This is a genomic window from Sulfoacidibacillus ferrooxidans (assembly GCF_022606465.1).
In the GTDB taxonomy this organism is placed as follows: Bacteria; Bacillota; Bacilli; order Alicyclobacillales; family SLC66; genus Sulfoacidibacillus; species Sulfoacidibacillus ferrooxidans.
The window spans coordinates 155,909-173,441 of sequence record NZ_JALBUF010000004.1 but is presented as its reverse complement, the minus strand read 5'-3'; the positions used below and the strand labels follow the sequence as shown (position 1 = coordinate 173,441).

Sequence of the window (17,533 nt, the reverse complement as noted above, 5' to 3'; positions counted from 1 at the left end):
AATTGAAGCCTGGGCTACTCGGTAAGATTGTGTTTGTGAATCATCGTCACAGACAACGAGAATGGTTAGCCATTCTGAGCACAGATGAGACCCTATCAGATGAAGAAATCATCCGTATCTAAGGCATGCGGTGGGATATTGCGGTCTTTTTCAAGGCATGTAAATCCTTGCTCCGATTAGGCAAGGAATTTCAGTGTCGCTTTTACCATAGGATGATAGCGTATTTCACCAACTTACGTAATCGCTATATCATGATGGATTGGGAATCATGCAAAATGGAAGACACAAGAACCCTTGGTGGTTTACTCTACTTATGTGTGACGAATTCTTCAACCGAGACTGGCATTTAGCGCTTCATGATTTCTGGTCAATCCTTGAACCAATTGCAAAAGAAGTCTCTAATAACTTACAGCAGGTGCAGTGTCAACTTCTAAATTGGATATCCTCTCTGTTTAGTAATAACAAGGGGTATCAGCCACATTTAACATGCAAAAGTTGAGCAGTAGATAAGTAAACTTGATAAAAAATTATTACATTAATTTTTTATCAATTAATCCTGAATTCCAGTTGCAACCTCCACATCAGCCCAATTCATAGACTTACGTTCAATATCCTCTTCAACTAACTCGGTTCCTGTTTGAACCTCGATAAATTTAAGTGAATTAATCGCACGCACACCATGCCATTGAAATGCAGTAATGCGAACTACATCTCCAGGTAAAACAGAAAAAAATTTGTCATCTAGGATAACCTCACCTTCACCTTCAACGATTGTCCACACTTCAGACCTAAGACGATGACGCTGGTAGCTAATGTTTGAATCAGGAGACATCTCGATCCATTTCGTTAGAACTGCTCGTCCATCAGCAAGCCGTTGGAAATCTAACACTCGATATAATCCCCATCGTCGTTCTTCAAACATAGGTCTGCCCACAAAATCACCTATAACAGACTTCAAACTTTCACTACGAGCTTTATCTGATACAAGAATACCATCTGGTGTAGCCACAATCACTGCATCCTTGATCCCAATTGCAACTAATGGAATAGTAAGTTCATTAATAACCATACTCCTGTCACAATCAACGGAAGTCCCAAGTCCAATCATTGAATGTTCTACTCTATTCGATAGGGCATCCCACGTTCCAAGATCATTCCATTCACCACTATAAGAAATAGCACGTATAGATTTTTCCTTTTCTACAATTTCATAATCAAAACTTATTTTCTCAATTTGAGGATATGCTTCTCTAAAGTTATAAAAATGCGTAGGCAATTGTTTAGAAGATAAGTGATTAACTAAATAATCTAATCTAAAACAAAATACACCACAATTCCATAATGCACCCAATCCAATTAATTTTTTCGCCAATTCCTCTGAAGGTTTTTCAATAAAACCTTTCACCTTGAATCCTACATGTGATTGTTCGTTACTTTCCTCAGTTAAAATATACCCAAACTTGCAGGCAGGATGATCTGGAGTGACCCCCATAAGGAATAAGTTTGATTTTGATTCAGTCAATAATGTCGGTAATTCCATCACATGTTTGAAATAATCGATTTCGACAAAATGGTCAACTGGTAAAACAACAATGACTTCATTTACATCACATCCGACTATATCACGTAAATAAAGACTCGATAGCGCAATTGCAGGAAAGGTATCTCTTCTCTCCGGCTCTTCAACAATCTGTACGTTACCTACTTGATAGGTAATGGCATCCACTTGAGATCTCGAAGCACAGACAATCGTATCATTTTGCAAACCTATATCTCCTAATTGATTCCAAACACGCTGAAGCATAGATTCATACGTCTGGTCAGTTTTCGGTAACACTTTTAGGAACTGTTTTGAACGTATGTCATTCGACATTGGCCATAGTCGTTTACCTGATCCACCAGATAATAAAATAATTTTCATGAATACTACCTCCAAGCTACTTAATCTGTAATATTTAAGTCTTCACCCGCCATAATTAACTCATAACTATCGTTTGAGAAACATCAATCACTATAGACCACCATTTCTCACACTTGTGCATCTGCTAGCAACGGGTGCAGGCGATCCTTATCAGACAACACCGGCTTAGTTATCGGCCAATCAATGCCAAGCGCTGGATCATTCCACAAGATGCCTCGATCGTGCTCTGGTGAATAGTAGTTGTCTACCTTATAAAACACCTCTGTATTCGGTACAAGCGTACAAAAGCCGTGCGCAAAGCCTCTTGGCACGAGCAGTTGGCGAAAATTGTGCGCAGAGAGGATAAACCCCGCCCACTGTCCAAACGATGGCGATCCTTCACGCAGATCAACCACCACGTCATAGATGGCACCTGCCAGCACGCGCACAAGTTTTGTCTGTGCCTTTGGCGCAAGCTGATAATGTAATCCGCGAAGCGTTCCTGCAGCCTGCGACAATGAATGATTATCCTGCACAAACGCAGTAGACACACCTAACGCCTGCATCTGCTCCTCATGGTAGCTCTCCATAAAAAACCCTCGTGCATCGCCGTGTACCGTAGGTTCTAGTAATAACACACCATCTAACTGATTAGCTACGATCTGCAACATATAACGCCCACTCCTCTGTTTGACGATACCTTTCCATAAAAGCGTGCAATCCCTCACGCCACGGGCGCAGTTCGGAGAATCCACGCGTTCGCTGTGCCTGATGATCAAGCACAGAGTAGCTTGGGCGCGGCGCAGGGCGAACAAACTCTGCACTCGTACATGGTTCTACCGTTACATCGAGCTCCGCTTGCACAAAGATCTCTTTTGCAAACTCATACCAAGAACACACCCCTGCATTAGACGCGTGATACACCCCATACTGTTCAGTAGCTGTCAGTTCAAGGAGAAACGCAGCAAGATCAGCCGTATACGTCGGTGCCCCTAGTTGATCACATACGACCCGAAGCGTCTTGTGCTTTGTAGCAAGCTCTAGCATCGTCTTCACAAAATTCTTCCCATGTACCCCATACACCCACGATGTGCGCACAATAAAATGACGCGCACACAGTTGCGCGACCAGTCGCTCGCCTAACCACTTCGATTGACCATACACCGTTTGCGGATCTGGCGTCGCATCTTCCCTGTATGGAGAAGTTGCCTTCCCGTCAAACACATAGTCCGTGCTGACATAGCACAGTCGCGCACCCAGTTCTTGCGCGATCATCGCTACCTGACGCGAACTATGTGCATTGACTGCAAACGCCTGCTCGACATCCGACTCCGCCGCATCCACAGCCGTATATGCCGCGGCATGGATGATCACATCAGGTTGAAGCGCAGTGAGCACCTCGCGCACAGCCACAGCATCTGTTAGATCAAGTTGCGCACGTCCCAACCCAATCATCTCATGCTGCGCTGCCCCAAGCGATACAACCTCATGGCCCAACTGCCCCTGTGCCCCTGTCACGACAATCCTCATCGCGCATCACCAAGTCGCGCACCGGACTGTGGCTGATCAAACGTCTGATAAGCACCTGTGCGAATGCGCTCCCACCACTCTTTGTGCTCCAGATACCACGCTACCGTCTCCGCCAACCCACGCTCCAGATCATACTGTGGAGTCCACCCGAGTTCATGCTCAATCTTCGTCGCATCCATCGCATAGCGCCGATCATGCCCCAAGCGATCCTGCACAAACGTGATCAGCGACTCATCGCGCGCAAGCAACCGCAAGATCATGCGCACCATCTCCAAGTTCGTCCGCTCATTGTGCCCGCCAATATTGTACACTTGCCCAGGCACCCCTGCTTCTAGAACCCGCGCGATCGCCCGGTTGTGATCCGATACATGCAGCCAGTCGCGCACATTGCCACCATCCCCATACACAGGAAGCGGTCGTCCCTCCAGCGCATGAATAATCATCAGCGGGATCAGCTTCTCTGGAAACTGATACGGCCCATAGTTATTCGAGCAACGCGTAATCACAACCGGTAACCCATACGTCTCATAAAACGCACGCGCCAATAAATCCGATCCCGCCTTTGATGCACTATAGGGGGAATTGGGAGCCAGTGGCGTCATTTCTGTAAATGCCCCTTCATCCCCAAGCGTGCCGTACACTTCATCTGTCGATACGTGAACAAACTTCGCTACACCAGCCGATCGCGCCGCCTCCAAAAGCACCCGCGTCCCTTCGACATTGGTGCGCACAAACTCCGCACTCGATGCAATCGAACGATCCACATGACTCTCCGCCGCAAAATGCACCACCGCATCGACGCCCGCCATCACCTGTTGCACTGCCTGTGCATCACAGATGTCTCCTCGCACAAACGTATGCCGGTCTACAATCCCCGCAAGATTGGCAAGATTGCCCGCATACGTCAGCGCATCATACGTCACAACCTCCACATCACTCTGTTCCGAAACCATCATCCTCACAAAATTACTTCCAATAAACCCCGCTCCACCAGTCACTACAATCTTCATCGTGCACCCCTTATAACGAATCAAGAATAATCATCCAACCATTAAATAAAGTGTTTATAAACCATAAAAATAACAATCTAAAACTCACAACGCGAATCATCGCCTAACACAAGATGGATCGCCTTTGGCCTTGCCTGTGACGGTACAATCGCCACGCGCTTCCCCACTAAGCACGCATCTAAACGATACGCACTCTCCACATGACTATCTGCCAAAATGATACTATTTTCAATCTCCGTCTTCCTAATCGTCACTCCGTCACTAATAGACGTATAAGGTCCTACATACGAATCCTCGATCGTCACATGATCACCGATGACCAGAGGTCCACGCAGCGTACTGCGCAAAATCTGACTGCCCACCCCGATCTGTACGCGACCGATCACCTCGGAGGTCGCATCGACAGTCCCTTGCATCGACGACTCAATCGTTTCGATCATCAGGCGATTGGCATCTAGCACATCACTCGGTCGCCCCGTGTCTTTCCACCATCCAGTCACCAGGTGTGGTTCCACCTGGTACCCGTGATCGACCAACCACTGAATCGCATCCGTAATCTCAAGTTCACCGCGTGTAGATGGCTCGATCTCCTTGACCGCTCGAAAGATGCACGGTTGAAATAGATAGGCACCCACCAGCGCAAGCGAACTCGGTGGAACTTTCGGTTTTTCTACCAATCGCACCACGCGTCCATCGACCAGTTCGACCACGCCAAAATGTTGCGGCTCTGGTACTTCACTTAGCAGCACCAGCGCATCTGGAGACGACGCGCGAAACGCTTCCACAAAGGCAGCCACTCCATCGCGCAACAAATTATCCCCAAGAAACATCACAAATGGCTCACCAGACATGAACTCTTCCGAGATCTTGACTGCATGTGCCAGTCCAAGGGGCTTGTCTTGGTGAATATAGGAGACCTTAGCGCCAAATCGACTCCCATCACCTAAACTACGCATGATCTCTTGGGATGAATTGGACCCGACGATCACCCCAATATCCGTCACGCCACTCTCCACCAAGGACTCCACCGCATAATAGAGAATCGGCTTATTGCAAATCGGAATTAATTGTTTTGCACCCGTATAAGTAAGCGGACGTAACCGCGAGCCTGTCCCACCAGATAAAATGAGCCCTTTCATAGTTAACACTCCTAGATCGAAATATTTATAATTCAACATTTGCAGATGTCGATTGTTATATATCTCTTTATGTAATTAAGAAACAAGAGATCCATTGTAGTCGTTGGCTAATTAGTAATTGTACATCCATAGACAGAAATGTCCGCAGTAGTTATTAGACAAATGACCAAATTTAAAGAAAAGCATCCGCACAAACAAAGTAATTCTCTTTATTATAGTTTCCATAAAGCATTCCAATAAAGAACGAAGACATGATCATTACCACGCTGGACGAAATCGAGCGATCCATGGGGCTCTCCACCGAAAAGTGCACGACTGTCTCATAATAACCCTTGGAAGCTACCCGAAATGCCTTTTCAACACCAATATCGCCCACTACTATAGTATGCAGCACGTCAAAATTCGAGAGATTTAGTAACTCACATAACTCCCCACTTGCGATATCCAAATAATTCAAAGCGATTCGTTTTTCATCCGGATCGAGCTGACTGTATGATTCGGTGGTGAAATTCATGATCACCTCAGGCTACTTACCTAATAAGCGATATGCGTGTTCAACACTCACTGGAATCAGCAGCAGCTGGTTATCCTCGTCCATGCATACCACTTGCATTTCCCTTTCATGCGTCACTTTTCCCACTAACGATCTGAAATGTCCCTCACTTGACACCTGGCACAATTTACACTTGACCGATCAATTGCGATGACATGTCAACACATGCCTTATCGTGCACTTGGATATCAATTGACTCTAGCTTTAAACGGCTGGCTTACACAGCAAATCATCTGGCCACTCCCCCACCACCCTATATCCTTTATCCATAAGCCACTGAATCACGTCTGTAATCTCATGTTCCCTACTCTCATATGGTTCAATTGAGCTGATTTCTTTAAAGATGTAGGATTGAAATATGTAAACGCAGATAAGAGCTAGATTGCTCTGTGGAACTTTCGGTTTCTCAGTCAGTCGTACAACTCTTCCGGCTTCCATTTCAACCACACCAAATTTTTGTTGATTCGGCAATTCACTTAGCAACACCAAAGCATCAGGCAACGACGACTGCAATTACGACATAAACGATGCCACTCCGTCATGCAGCATTTTGTCTCCGAGAAACATGACAAACGGCTGTACTTCCATAAATCTTCCGATATTTTTCCCTCATGCTTCAATCCGAGCAATTTATTCTGCTCAATATAATTTACATACGCACCATACTGAGTCCCATCCCCAACCGCACATCGAATCACTAGCTCCATATCGCCAACGATAACGCCAATCTCGTTAATGCCACTTTCTACCGAGTCCTCAATCGCGTAAAATAGAATCGGTTTGTTGCCTATCGGGATCAACTACTGCTTCGCAAAGTTAGACGTCAGTTGACATAGTCGCGACACTGTACCCCCAGATAAGATAAGACCATTCATATTCTAGATATTACATTATTAAATATATTACCATTTCAAGGTCACAATAGCGCACTCGCTAACAATCCTCAATGCGTCTAAGAAATCGATTTTACACCCGAGCATTTTCAACCATCATACTAATATGCCACTCAATTTCTTGAAATCTTCATAATAGATATCATCTTCCGATGACATCATAGAGTATGGTCCAACACCCAATCGATAACCTCTTCAGTACACATATCATTTGAGAGTCTAGGAATACTAATGTGTCCTCGCAATCAGCCCACTTTAAACCTTTTCTAAGCTACAATTCAATCAGATAAGATACATACTTGTCAGTCAAAAATTTAGTTGCGTTTTCTACATACCGATCAAGTCCTAAATGTGGTGTAAATTCGCCCCTCGGTAGAGATTGAGTGATGTCAACTTATCTTGGTGATCTTTGAGTCTTCCTTAGCCTGTTTTTTCTGCTCTTCACGCCAGATGAAATAGTCCGCCATGTCGAGGTATTTGTGCCCCGATTGCCATTTCTCTTCCATCTCCATCAGCAGTGCTCCAATGAGGCGAAGGACAGAAGCGCGGTTAGGGTAAATGCGAATCACTCGGTCACGCCGACGAATCTCTTCATTCATTCGCTCCATCCCGTTGGTTGTCCTTAAACGCTTCCTGTAGCGCTCGGGCAACGAGAGGACCGCTGTGATATCATCAAATCCATTCTCGAGGATCTGGATGGCTTTCGGCGCTTTCTCGTTATCGTCCGACACGACCTGATCCATCAATAGCCTTGCTGTCAACACATCCGGTGCGTCGAGTATAGCCCGCACTTTCCCGTACAGTTCGTCGTGTAAGCTCTTCGGTGTCGCGTCCAGGAAATTGCGCATGAAATGAGTCTGGCACCGCTGCCACGTTGCACCTTGAAACTGCGATTGCAGCGCCTTTACGAGCCCAGCATGACTGTCGGAGACGACGATATCCACACCCCTAAGATCGCGGCTCTTGAGCCAAGTGAAGAATTCCGACCAACTCGCCTCTGATTCACTATCTCCAAGCATAATCCCAAGGATTTCGCGATACCCCTCTTCGTTGACACCGGTGGCGATCATAGCGGTACGTGAGCGGACACGCCCGTCCTCCCGGATCTTCAGCATGATGACATCGACCAAAACGAACGGGTATCGCTTCTCTCTTAAGTTGCGTCCATTCCATGCTTCAACGATCGGGTCGAGTCGCTTACACAGGTCCGAAACGGTAGATTTCGAAAACTCGGCTACGCACAGCTCCTCCGTGATGGCGGTGATTTTGCGCGTGGATACACCCTGAATCACCATCTCGACGAGTGTCAACAACAAAGCCTGTTCACTTCGCTGATAACGTGCGAAGAGTTCTGTGAAAAAGTTGCCGTTACGCAACCGTGGAACGCGTAACGTGAGCGCTCCCACACGGGTTGTTAGGGGATGCGGACGGGTACCGTTGCGATAACCCTGGCGGTCATCCGAACGCTCATACGGCTCTGCATGCAACTGCTCAGATGCTTGGGCATGAAGCACTTGATTCAAAACCTGCTCCAGCAACTGCGACATTCCCTTATCCCCAGAAAATAACCCTTTCAAAATCTCGTCATCCACGGTAATGTTGTACTGTGCCATTCTCATATTCCTCCTTGTTAAAATGGTTGATTGACACTTCCATTCAACCAAAGAGGGACGAGGTGGCACTCCTACATGATGTCACCCAGTGCATCCACTGAATGTACACCATTATACGGACTCAACTAGTTCATGGAAATTTAATAAAGGAATCTAATACAAGTTTTTGCGACAAAATGAGTAGCGCAGAATTTAAATCCAACTCCGTCAAACTGCTAATTGCCATGCTCGCCTATAACTTCAACAACTGGAATCGTCGATTTTGTTCCATAGAAAAGTGGAACTCAAGGCGAATGAATAATCTGCCTAATTAAATGATCAAAACCTCGGGGCTGGTTCATTCCGAACGACACTGGAATTGAGAACTATGCAGTTCATTCGTGTTCAGCAGGGAATTCAATCAGATCCTGCACAACGCGAATTGAATTCATAAATTCACTTTAGAGAAACCTATTCATCCTAGTGATTTAAAACAGCTGGTGGCAAACAAAGAAAAACTATGAAAATTAAAACCCATTTTAATCTAAACAAATTCTATTTAATCATCATCATAAAATACTTATCTTCTACAATATTATTTCTAATTTAAATCAACGTGAATATTTTAGATTTATGTATTAAACTACTTATCTATGTTATTAGTTGACCTTTTGGATTGAAATAGACTTTACTCTCCATGTCCAAACAACACTAATAAAATAATTCCACACTGTTGAAATTGCAATTCCGAGAAATTGAGCTAGTAGATGATAAATACCTAGATAACTATAAAATAAACCGAAACATGAAACTGTTATTCCTACACCTATTAATGATGTACCAAAATACTTTAATAACCTTATTTTAGTGCTACTTTGTTTAGGTCCAATCCACGTATATCTATCATTCCACCAAAAGTTATTACCAATAGACACGACACCAGCAATTCCACTTGCTAATAATGGAAGTATACCTAAATGAAATAAAATGTCGTAAATAACTAAATTAAGAACTACACCAGATAAGCCCACTAGAACAAAACTATAAAAGCGTCTGTCATCTGGACTAGCAAGAACAAGTAAGAATAAATGTTTCAGATAATTCCACTGCTCTCTTAAAGACATTTTTGATTCACCAGCATTTCTCATTTGAAACTTATAAGGAATCTCAATTACCTTTGCGTAATTTCCTCGCGCTAAAATCTCAATTAATATCTTCCACCCAACTGGTTTTAAAGTCACATTTTCAATCACTTCTCGACGAAATACGAAATAACCACTTGTTGGATCATTAATTTTTCTAAGCCGTTTTAAAGCAAATTTTCCTATATAACGTGCTACTGCTGAAATAACTTTCCTATGCCATCGTAAACCACCATCATCACCTCCAGGAATAAATCGACTCGGAATGACAAGATCAGCATTACCTTCTTCAATGCCTTTCATCATTGCTGGAAGCATTTCCGGTGGGTGTTGAAGATCTGCATCCATAACTGCTAGAACATCGCCTTGAGCTAGTGCAAATCCTCTGAGCACTGCTGTTGCTAGACCTTTTTCTGTATCTCTATGTTCATACTTTACAAATGAATATTGATGAGAAAGGTCTTCTAAAACTGCAGGTGTATGATCAGTACTATCATCTACGAAAATGATTTCGAAATCATAACCATCCATAGCAGACATAACTCTCTTACAAACCTCTAAAACATTACTAGATTCGTTGTATGTAGGAACTACTATACTAACCATATGTCACCACTTTCTATAACACATAATAGACACTGTACCGCTTGTAATTTTCATTTAATGAATAGCTTGTAAGGTTTGAACATTGCCCACAGAAGGACTTTCTACTCCTACATATAAAGTTTTAGAGTCACTGCTTAAAGAAATAAACCCTGCATTCATCGGTGCACCCAATGCCGCTATTTGAGACTCAGTAGCTAAATCAACTTCTGATATGTAATACGTGTCATTTGCTTCTTTTAATAAGTAGAGGGTTTGTCCATCTGGACTTACAACAAATGAACGTGCACCTGGCGCTACAGTAAACTGAAATTGAGGGGTTTTCGATCTTTCAGAGATACCCATAATTTGACCGTTAGGCTGAAGTGTATAAAGCGTTCCAGCATTAGATGCAATATCAATAGTTCCCAAGGAAACAGGGATGCTCTCCATGATCTTATTGTTGTTTGTATTAACAACAGAGACTGTCTCAGACTTCTTTGTTCCATTCAAAACATACACATCCCCTGCTTCACTTGGATCTGTACAAACTTCGATAACAGGATCGCCAACTGGAATTGTCTTCATCATTTTTAATGTCTGTGCATTATAAAGTGAGATTGCACCTGAATGTTTTGTTGCTTGTCCCAACACAATAATCCCAGAAGATAATAATGTTGCAGAGTCAACAGCGTTTGAAATGGAGGAACTGGATGATATTTCATGTGTGATTAAGTTGAGAGAAAAAAGTCCTTTGGATCGAGCCGTACCAGCAGCTAAATACATAAAATCATTACTATCTGGATTTGTCATCCCAACGATTCCAGCAGGCGCAGGAATGATAGTATTTACTTTATCTTGAGCAGCTACTTTAGAGAGTGGTACAACAGCAGTTGTACTAGACTCAACACCACAACCAGTAATCGAAAATACAGCTAATAAAGCCATAACACCAGCAACCTTTAAATGCCTCATATAAACCTACCCTTCACATTGTTAAAACCACTTAGCTATCACATACTAATTATCCAACCATAAATATTCACTTCACAAAATTAATGGAAGCAATGTTTGAATACCCAAATGGCTGACCCGAATTCGGAATATCCGCTTCAAAAAATGTTGGTAATGGTTCAACAAATTGACCTTGCACTGTAAAAACAGCTTGACCAGATGCATTCGTAATACTAGTGACAGCCATCGCTCCAGCCTGTGACCCGTTGATTGTAGAACTGGCCGTAGATACGTAATTAGGACCATACATAACTTGATTTAAGGTAACTGGTACACCTGACAAGTGAAGCGGTATTCCTGAGGTACTACGTAGTTGAACTGTTAAAGAAAAAGGAACACCTATTTTCACCGGAGTATTAAAAGCGCGCGGCGAAAGCACTGTAACCATCTTAGGTAAATAAAAATCAGCACTCGTGCTTATGGTAGCCGGTGTGGTCGTAAAAGCATCCACGGAAAGATTATTTGTAATACTGGGCATGGCAGGAACATTTGGTGCACTCAACGTATAATCGGCAGCTTGCTTTGGAAGTAATGTGCTTGGTCCACTCGATAACCAAAAGGTTGGAAGCTGACCGGTATTTTCCATAACAGTAAAATGTGGCGAAACTGGAGTGTTCTCGTGATTGATCACATGAACTGAGACCGAATCAATCAAACCTAATTCACCCGTTGTTTGTACACCAGTTACTTGAAGCTTTAACGGTTGACCACCAATAAAAGATAAACAAAAGACTAGTAAAGAAGCTGATGAAAAAATACCAATACCGTATTTGCTCAAGCGTGGTATACGAGATACTTTGTCTTGAATGATAGTACGTACAGAGATTGCTGCCACAAGCAAAATTGGGAGAAGGTCGACTAGATATTCAAACAGGGACCTCTCTGTCCAAAATAAAGCTAAAGGAATAAAAAGAATCCAACTTCGTTTAAACCTAGAATAATAAGTAACAAACAAAAGCATTTCAAGAACAAGAACGAAGGCTCCTAATAATTTTAAATACTCCATATGTCCATTACCTACATGGTCATAGAGCCATAAACCCACTATCCCTTGACCTTGTGGAACAGTACTAGATACCAAAGGTAATAAACTCCCTTGAATCCAGGCTATAGGATCCCAAACTATAAAGGGTACATTCACTAACAAAAAAGGAACAGCCACTCCTACGATATATCGAAGCGGATTCCTCCACCATGACTGACCGCTTCGCTTACTTTCCATCATAATACCTAACACTAGAAATGGTGCTAGAAACCATGCCGTTTGCTTGACACTCATTGCAAGTCCAAGCATAATTGGTCCCATCCATTTTAATAATAACGGATGCGTTGGATCTACAAAACGATCCCATTTCCACACCGCAAGAATAAGAAATGGCATAAAAAGCGCATCTGTCACTCCTCCAAATACGTTGCCATCAAACATCATAAAACCTAATACTAAAAAAGCAATCCATCTTATTTGAGAAGGTAATAAAAACCATAACAGAACGCTAGATCCCATCCAAAAAAAAGCATCCACATAAAGGGCAGCATGCATATGTACACCCAAAGCCATAACAGGTGTATATAATAGAAAGGATAGTGCGGGATAAGAAAGTGACACTACAGGCTGTCCACTAAGTAAGTAAGTATAGTATGTAGGCGGGACTAAATACCTTCGAAAAGCTAACGCAAGACTATGAGCATATGGATTTATACCTTGTAAAAGTAAATGACTAGCATATTGATCAAAAGCTATTTCATCTGTTTGATATCCAGGTGATAAATGTATTTGAGTATAAACCCACCATGCAAATCCAATACATGAAGCAAGAAGACTAATAAACTCCAACTTCTTTTCCATCAAAGGAAATGCAAATGCTAATAATAGTGAGACAAGACCAAACCCAATCAATATGACACTCAACCAGGTAGTCGCAGGGTATACTAAACCGGATCCCCACAAACGATAACCCCAATCAATTGCAAATAAACTTCCAACTAATACACCTATGGGTACGGACGTAAATTTATCTTGCCCGCCATCAAACTTTAACTGCAAAAGGAAACACTCCTCTAACTGTGCATAAAAAAGGTTTACCATATTAAAAATTATGGTGAATGGAATGACCCATTCACCATAACATCTACTAGTTAAAAACTAGTATAAATTCACTACATCAGATGATGTGCTAATTGTCGTACCAGAAGTTCCACCAGAAGAGGCAACTACAGAAACAGGCCCTGTTACAGAAGAAGCAGTAGTAGACAAAGTAGCACTATAATTACCAGTACTATCAGTAGTTACTGATGTAGATGAACCACCAGAACCACCAAATGACACTACCACCGTTGCGTTTGGAATTGGATTACCAAATGCATCTTCAATAACACCAGTTACATTAAAGCTACTACCAGGATTTACTTGGCTAGAAGGTAAAATAACTGTGCTATTCGTTGCTGATACACTCCCTGCAGTAGCAACCGTAGATGTACTTAATTCCCCACCATTAACAGTAATAGATGAGCCTGAAGAATTAGCGACTGAAGTACCAGAAGGTACTGTTAGCGCTACCGCATCTTCAACTGTTATCAATGGAAGGTAAGATCCTTCCAATGTGACAGCAGGTTTACCACTTGTAGGAGCAATCACTACGCTACCAATAGATCCACTAGATCCATCATTAGTAATCATTAGACCACTTGACTGTGTATCAGTCAAAATCCCTACGACGCCGCTAGTGCCATTAGTAAATGAAACTGGATCGGCTAACGTTAATGTACCAGAGATGGTAGCATAATTTGTAACAGCTGCATTTGGTGCATCTATCGTCACGTCTGCGGCGTTACCAGATAAGGTTAATGAGGAAGCATTAGGTGCATAAATTGTGTAAGAGCCAGTTTCATCCGAAGCAGTTCCTAGGTTCACTGTTTGTGCACCAGATCCTGCAACAGTGTACGAACCACCAGATGTCAAGTCGCCTGTACCCGAGTAGTTAACAGCCGTATTCGCTGCAACCGTCTGATCGTTGTTGTTAGACACTTGGTACTGAATACCATTGCTATCTGTGTAAGGACTCATCGAAACACTAAATCCGCTAGATGGTAGAGCTGGCGAATTACTGGCTAGTGTTAAGATCACTTGATCCGCGTTGGTCGAAGATACTTGGGCACTTTGTACGGTGTATGTCTGACCACTACTACTTACGGTAAACTCGCCTGGATTCAATGAGCTAGCATCGACTGCTCCCGTGAAAGTAAGGGTGATCGTATTAGGTGACGATACTAAATTTGGAATCACTGTCGTTGGCGAGAAAGTCGTTGCTACAGTAGACCAGTTAATGTTCACCTGATCGGTCGTTTGTCCAGCTACAGGAATACTTGCTCCATCTTGCGTTGCAGTAATCGTTACTTGATCGGTCTCACTATTTACACCACCAGATAACGTAACAGAAGCCATACCGTTAGAGTTTGTTGTCGCAGAAGTAGCAGATAAACTTGCTGATCCTCCAGTAGAAGTCGTTAACCCAAAGTTCACGGTGGCTCCAGAAATCGGATTACCTTCTGCATCCATTACGGATACATAAATCGGAACCGTGGTGCCAACTGCAGCATTTGTTGATGGTACGCTTACTGATGCCGAAGCAACCCCTGGTGTCCATTGAACCGGTATGGTCAACGAATTAACACCGGATGGCAATCCTGTACCTGCATCGACAACAGGTGTGCTCGTCAAAGAGTGTTCCAGCGCCAATTGCGACCAGCTGCTCGACGTGGTTGAAGGATTTACATCAATCGTTTCTTGCCCAGCTTTTGTCGACAAGGCGGTCCATTGCGTCAAACCAGCAGATGTCGTATTAGTTGTAGCTGTAGTTTGTGTCTGATTGACTGTTCCAACGCTTCCAGATGCAGTGGTCACATCGAAAGGTAATCCATTGACAAACGGTGTTCCGTTTGTGGCTCCATAAGCAATTTGCTTGCCTGTCGCTGTAATTGGTGATACTTCAATTGTACTTTCTGATGGCCATGTTACTGAAGGTAGAAGACCAAAATTCTGTCCATTATTCACGACAACACTCGATGATGCAATAGGATTCATTTCTGGAGTAAATGAGCTATCGCCATTCTCAGGTACATAATCCATACTGACCTGACCAAAGTTAATCGCTGTCAATCCGCTTGAATCATTCAAAGCACCAGCGGGCGTAGATAAAGCCACTTGGTAATTTGTACCGTCAACATTAGCTGTAGCTTGCACTACAGACGCCGACGCTACGGCTGAACTTAACGTTAAGGTAGCCGTACCATTCGTATTGGTAGGAACTACATACGTATTTAAACCTTTGTAAGCCGATGCAGCTGCAGATACCCCGTTAGTCAATGTTTGTGACTGTTGTCCACTCGGCGTTACAGAAACTGAACTCGAAGTGTTGACAGTAAAGGTAACAGGTATCCCTGCTGTCTCGACTGGATTGCCGTTCACGTCCTCGACAGTTGCGGTAACTGTCACATCCTGACCCGTCAAAGCATACTGATTGTTAGCAATTGTCGATCCAGCTACAGCTGTTGTCGATGGCAATGGTGTCCACTGGGCTGAAGCATAGACTGTTGAAGCTAAGCTATTCACTAAGTTCTGTGGGAAATTAGTTAGCGACAACGTGCCTTCAATCTCTTGTGGTCCTGTTTGAGTAGCATTGATCGTCGCAACACCATCAGATTGTGTCAACGTATCTGTACTTGGCGTTGTGGTTGTTGCATTACTCGTGACAGGTACTAATCCCGTTATCTCATTCGATGTAGAATTAACGACAAGTTGATTTTGGTTTGATCCATTGTTAGTTGTCGCTGCATTCCATTCTTTTTGCACAACACCGTTCGCTAACGCTTGAATGACTGCATCGCCAACCTGTGGATATACAGGAACTTCATACTGATATGTCCATGCACTCGTATCCATACCTTGTGTACTTTGTGTAAATACCGATGTATTTTGCAATGCAGACACATCACCTGAGTTTAGCGGCTGCCAATTAGTATACTGCATTGGTACTTGTGACCAAGTAACATCGGAACTAAGTGGAACATTTACAAACGATGCAGACCCACTCGTTGAAGCATAGTTCATAACAATACTACTTAACGAGTATCCAGAGTCTGCCACAGGATCAATTTGACCTGGTGTTTGTAAGACAACATAGACTGTTCCTGATGCACCGTTAGTTGGAATTTGCACACCAAAATTTGAATCGCTTAAATTTGAAGATGTAGCAATAAAGCTCTTTGCCCATACCTGCGGTCCGCTATCAGGTAAAGTAGCTGCTAAACCAGTTGATGCATCAGAAGCAAGCGGCCATGACGTTATTGTTGTACCATTTAGTGATGTGACACCTTGTGTTGATGATTTTACTGTTGTTGGTGCTGCTCCTCCTGTTGGTACAAAATAAACAGTTGCAATACTACCTGTCGACAATCCTAAACTAGAGAAGTTTAAGGTTGCATAATTGACATCACCAGGAATCGCCATCTTACCCGTAGCGTCGGTATACACATTTGTTTCATTTGGTTGAAGGCTGTTTACTCCACCACTTAAGGGTATTGTCTTCGCTCCTGATTGATTACTATCACTCGTTTGTTCTGGAACTGTCAATGCATACCCTGTTGTAACATTTAGCGATTGATCCAATGTTCCTGACGGACTAACTTCATTGGCCGTTGCATAATTACCAGCAACCGTTTGATTAGCATTACCATAAGGATACATCCAATCTGTTGATTCAGTTGTTGCGGGTGAGATTACATTTGAACTTGCATTAGCCACAGTAACCGTTCCAGGTTGGAACGTTGCAAAGCCGACGGAATTATTAGAAGTTACTCCATTTGCAGTCACTGAGTAATTAACTAACGTCGCTGCATTTGGATCGATTTCTTGAGCCGACAATGATGAACTTCCACTGCTAGGTGTCAAAGTAAGACTTAATGGCACTACAGCCATGCCTTGACTATCCGTTGTTACAGTATCTGAACTTTGACCATTCGAAAACATAGTACTAGCTGTATAATCATTAGCGCCATTGACTGTACTTCCTGTGACTGTAAACGTAACAGGCACGTTAGCCACTGCATTGCCATTCATGTCAGTTACTGTTGCTTGTAACATGGCACTTGAACCTAACATGACAACATTACCAGTTGCAAC

Annotated in this window: 12 protein-coding genes; all 12 read right to left on the bottom strand. The window is 43.2% G+C overall.

Annotated elements, in window-relative coordinates; translation table 11 throughout:
• Positions 1–550: 550 nt before the first annotated feature.
• The 12 genes from MM817_RS08450 to MM817_RS08395 all read right to left on the bottom strand — a co-directional run bounded on the left by MM817_RS08450 (position 551) and on the right by MM817_RS08395 (position 17,512).
• Positions 551–1,921: a sugar phosphate nucleotidyltransferase gene (locus MM817_RS08450; RefSeq protein ID WP_241713721.1), complete on the bottom strand. Its 1,371-nt coding sequence runs from the start codon at positions 1,919–1,921 to the stop codon at positions 551–553.
• Between the two features lie 107 nt (positions 1,922–2,028).
• Entirely contained in the window at positions 2,029–2,571 is a 543-nt protein-coding gene (rfbC, locus tag MM817_RS08445; protein WP_419723378.1) for a dTDP-4-dehydrorhamnose 3,5-epimerase, read from the bottom strand.
• Complete coding sequence (gene rfbD, locus MM817_RS08440) at positions 2,552–3,430, bottom strand: dTDP-4-dehydrorhamnose reductase (protein ID WP_241713719.1); 879 nt, start codon at positions 3,428–3,430, stop codon at positions 2,552–2,554. The genes rfbC and rfbD overlap by 20 nt, the downstream gene beginning before the upstream one ends.
• Entirely contained in the window at positions 3,427–4,440 is a 1,014-nt protein-coding gene (gene rfbB, locus MM817_RS08435; protein WP_241713717.1) for a dTDP-glucose 4,6-dehydratase, read from the bottom strand. The genes rfbD and rfbB overlap by 4 nt, the downstream gene beginning before the upstream one ends.
• A 77-nt stretch (positions 4,441–4,517) precedes the next feature.
• Positions 4,518–5,579: a glucose-1-phosphate thymidylyltransferase gene (locus MM817_RS08430; protein ID WP_241713715.1), complete on the bottom strand. Its 1,062-nt coding sequence runs from the start codon at positions 5,577–5,579 to the stop codon at positions 4,518–4,520.
• 172 nt (positions 5,580–5,751) lie between these two features.
• Positions 5,752–6,093 carry a hypothetical protein gene (locus tag MM817_RS08425; RefSeq protein ID WP_241713713.1) on the bottom strand — a complete coding sequence of 114 codons (342 nt, stop codon included), beginning with the start codon at positions 6,091–6,093 and terminating at the stop codon, positions 5,752–5,754.
• Between the two features lie 243 nt (positions 6,094–6,336).
• Positions 6,337–6,633, bottom strand: a complete 297-nt coding sequence (locus MM817_RS08420; RefSeq protein ID WP_241713711.1) for a sugar phosphate nucleotidyltransferase — start codon at positions 6,631–6,633, stop codon at positions 6,337–6,339.
• A gap of 781 nt (positions 6,634–7,414) precedes the next feature.
• Positions 7,415–8,638, bottom strand: coding sequence for an IS256 family transposase (locus MM817_RS08415; protein ID WP_241713709.1), 1,224 nt, complete (start codon positions 8,636–8,638; stop codon positions 7,415–7,417).
• A 638-nt stretch (positions 8,639–9,276) separates the two neighbouring features.
• Positions 9,277–10,365, bottom strand: coding sequence for a glycosyltransferase (locus tag MM817_RS08410; protein WP_241713707.1), 1,089 nt, complete (start codon positions 10,363–10,365; stop codon positions 9,277–9,279).
• A gap of 54 nt (positions 10,366–10,419) precedes the next feature.
• The gene (locus MM817_RS08405; RefSeq protein WP_241713698.1) at positions 10,420–11,316 is read right to left on the bottom strand and encodes a YncE family protein; all 897 of its coding nucleotides are present in this window, start codon (positions 11,314–11,316) and stop codon (positions 10,420–10,422) included.
• A gap of 67 nt (positions 11,317–11,383) precedes the next feature.
• Complete coding sequence (locus MM817_RS08400) at positions 11,384–13,399, bottom strand: hypothetical protein (protein WP_241713695.1); 2,016 nt, start codon at positions 13,397–13,399, stop codon at positions 11,384–11,386.
• Positions 13,400–13,498: 99 nt separating this feature from the next.
• Positions 13,499–17,512, bottom strand: coding sequence for a beta strand repeat-containing protein (locus tag MM817_RS08395; protein ID WP_241713694.1), 4,014 nt, complete (start codon positions 17,510–17,512; stop codon positions 13,499–13,501).
• Between the last annotated feature and the right edge of the window lie 21 nt (positions 17,513–17,533).

Coding starts and splice junctions, on each gene's coding strand:
- MM817_RS08450 (WP_241713721.1), bottom strand. CDS start 1,921: ATGAAAATTATTTTATTATCTGGTGGATCAGGTAAACGACTATGGCCA.
- rfbC (WP_419723378.1), bottom strand. CDS start 2,571: ATGTTGCAGATCGTAGCTAATCAGTTAGATGGTGTGTTATTACTAGAA.
- rfbD (WP_241713719.1), bottom strand. CDS start 3,430: ATGAGGATTGTCGTGACAGGGGCACAGGGGCAGTTGGGCCATGAGGTT.
- rfbB (WP_241713717.1), bottom strand. CDS start 4,440: ATGAAGATTGTAGTGACTGGTGGAGCGGGGTTTATTGGAAGTAATTTT.
- MM817_RS08430 (WP_241713715.1), bottom strand. CDS start 5,579: ATGAAAGGGCTCATTTTATCTGGTGGGACAGGCTCGCGGTTACGTCCG.
- MM817_RS08425 (WP_241713713.1), bottom strand. CDS start 6,093: ATGAATTTCACCACCGAATCATACAGTCAGCTCGATCCGGATGAAAAA.
- MM817_RS08415 (WP_241713709.1), bottom strand. CDS start 8,638: ATGGCACAGTACAACATTACCGTGGATGACGAGATTTTGAAAGGGTTA.
- MM817_RS08410 (WP_241713707.1), bottom strand. CDS start 10,365: ATGGTTAGTATAGTAGTTCCTACATACAACGAATCTAGTAATGTTTTA.
- MM817_RS08405 (WP_241713698.1), bottom strand. CDS start 11,316: ATGAGGCATTTAAAGGTTGCTGGTGTTATGGCTTTATTAGCTGTATTT.
- MM817_RS08395 (WP_241713694.1), bottom strand. CDS start 17,512: ATGTTAGGTTCAAGTGCCATGTTACAAGCAACAGTAACTGACATGAAT.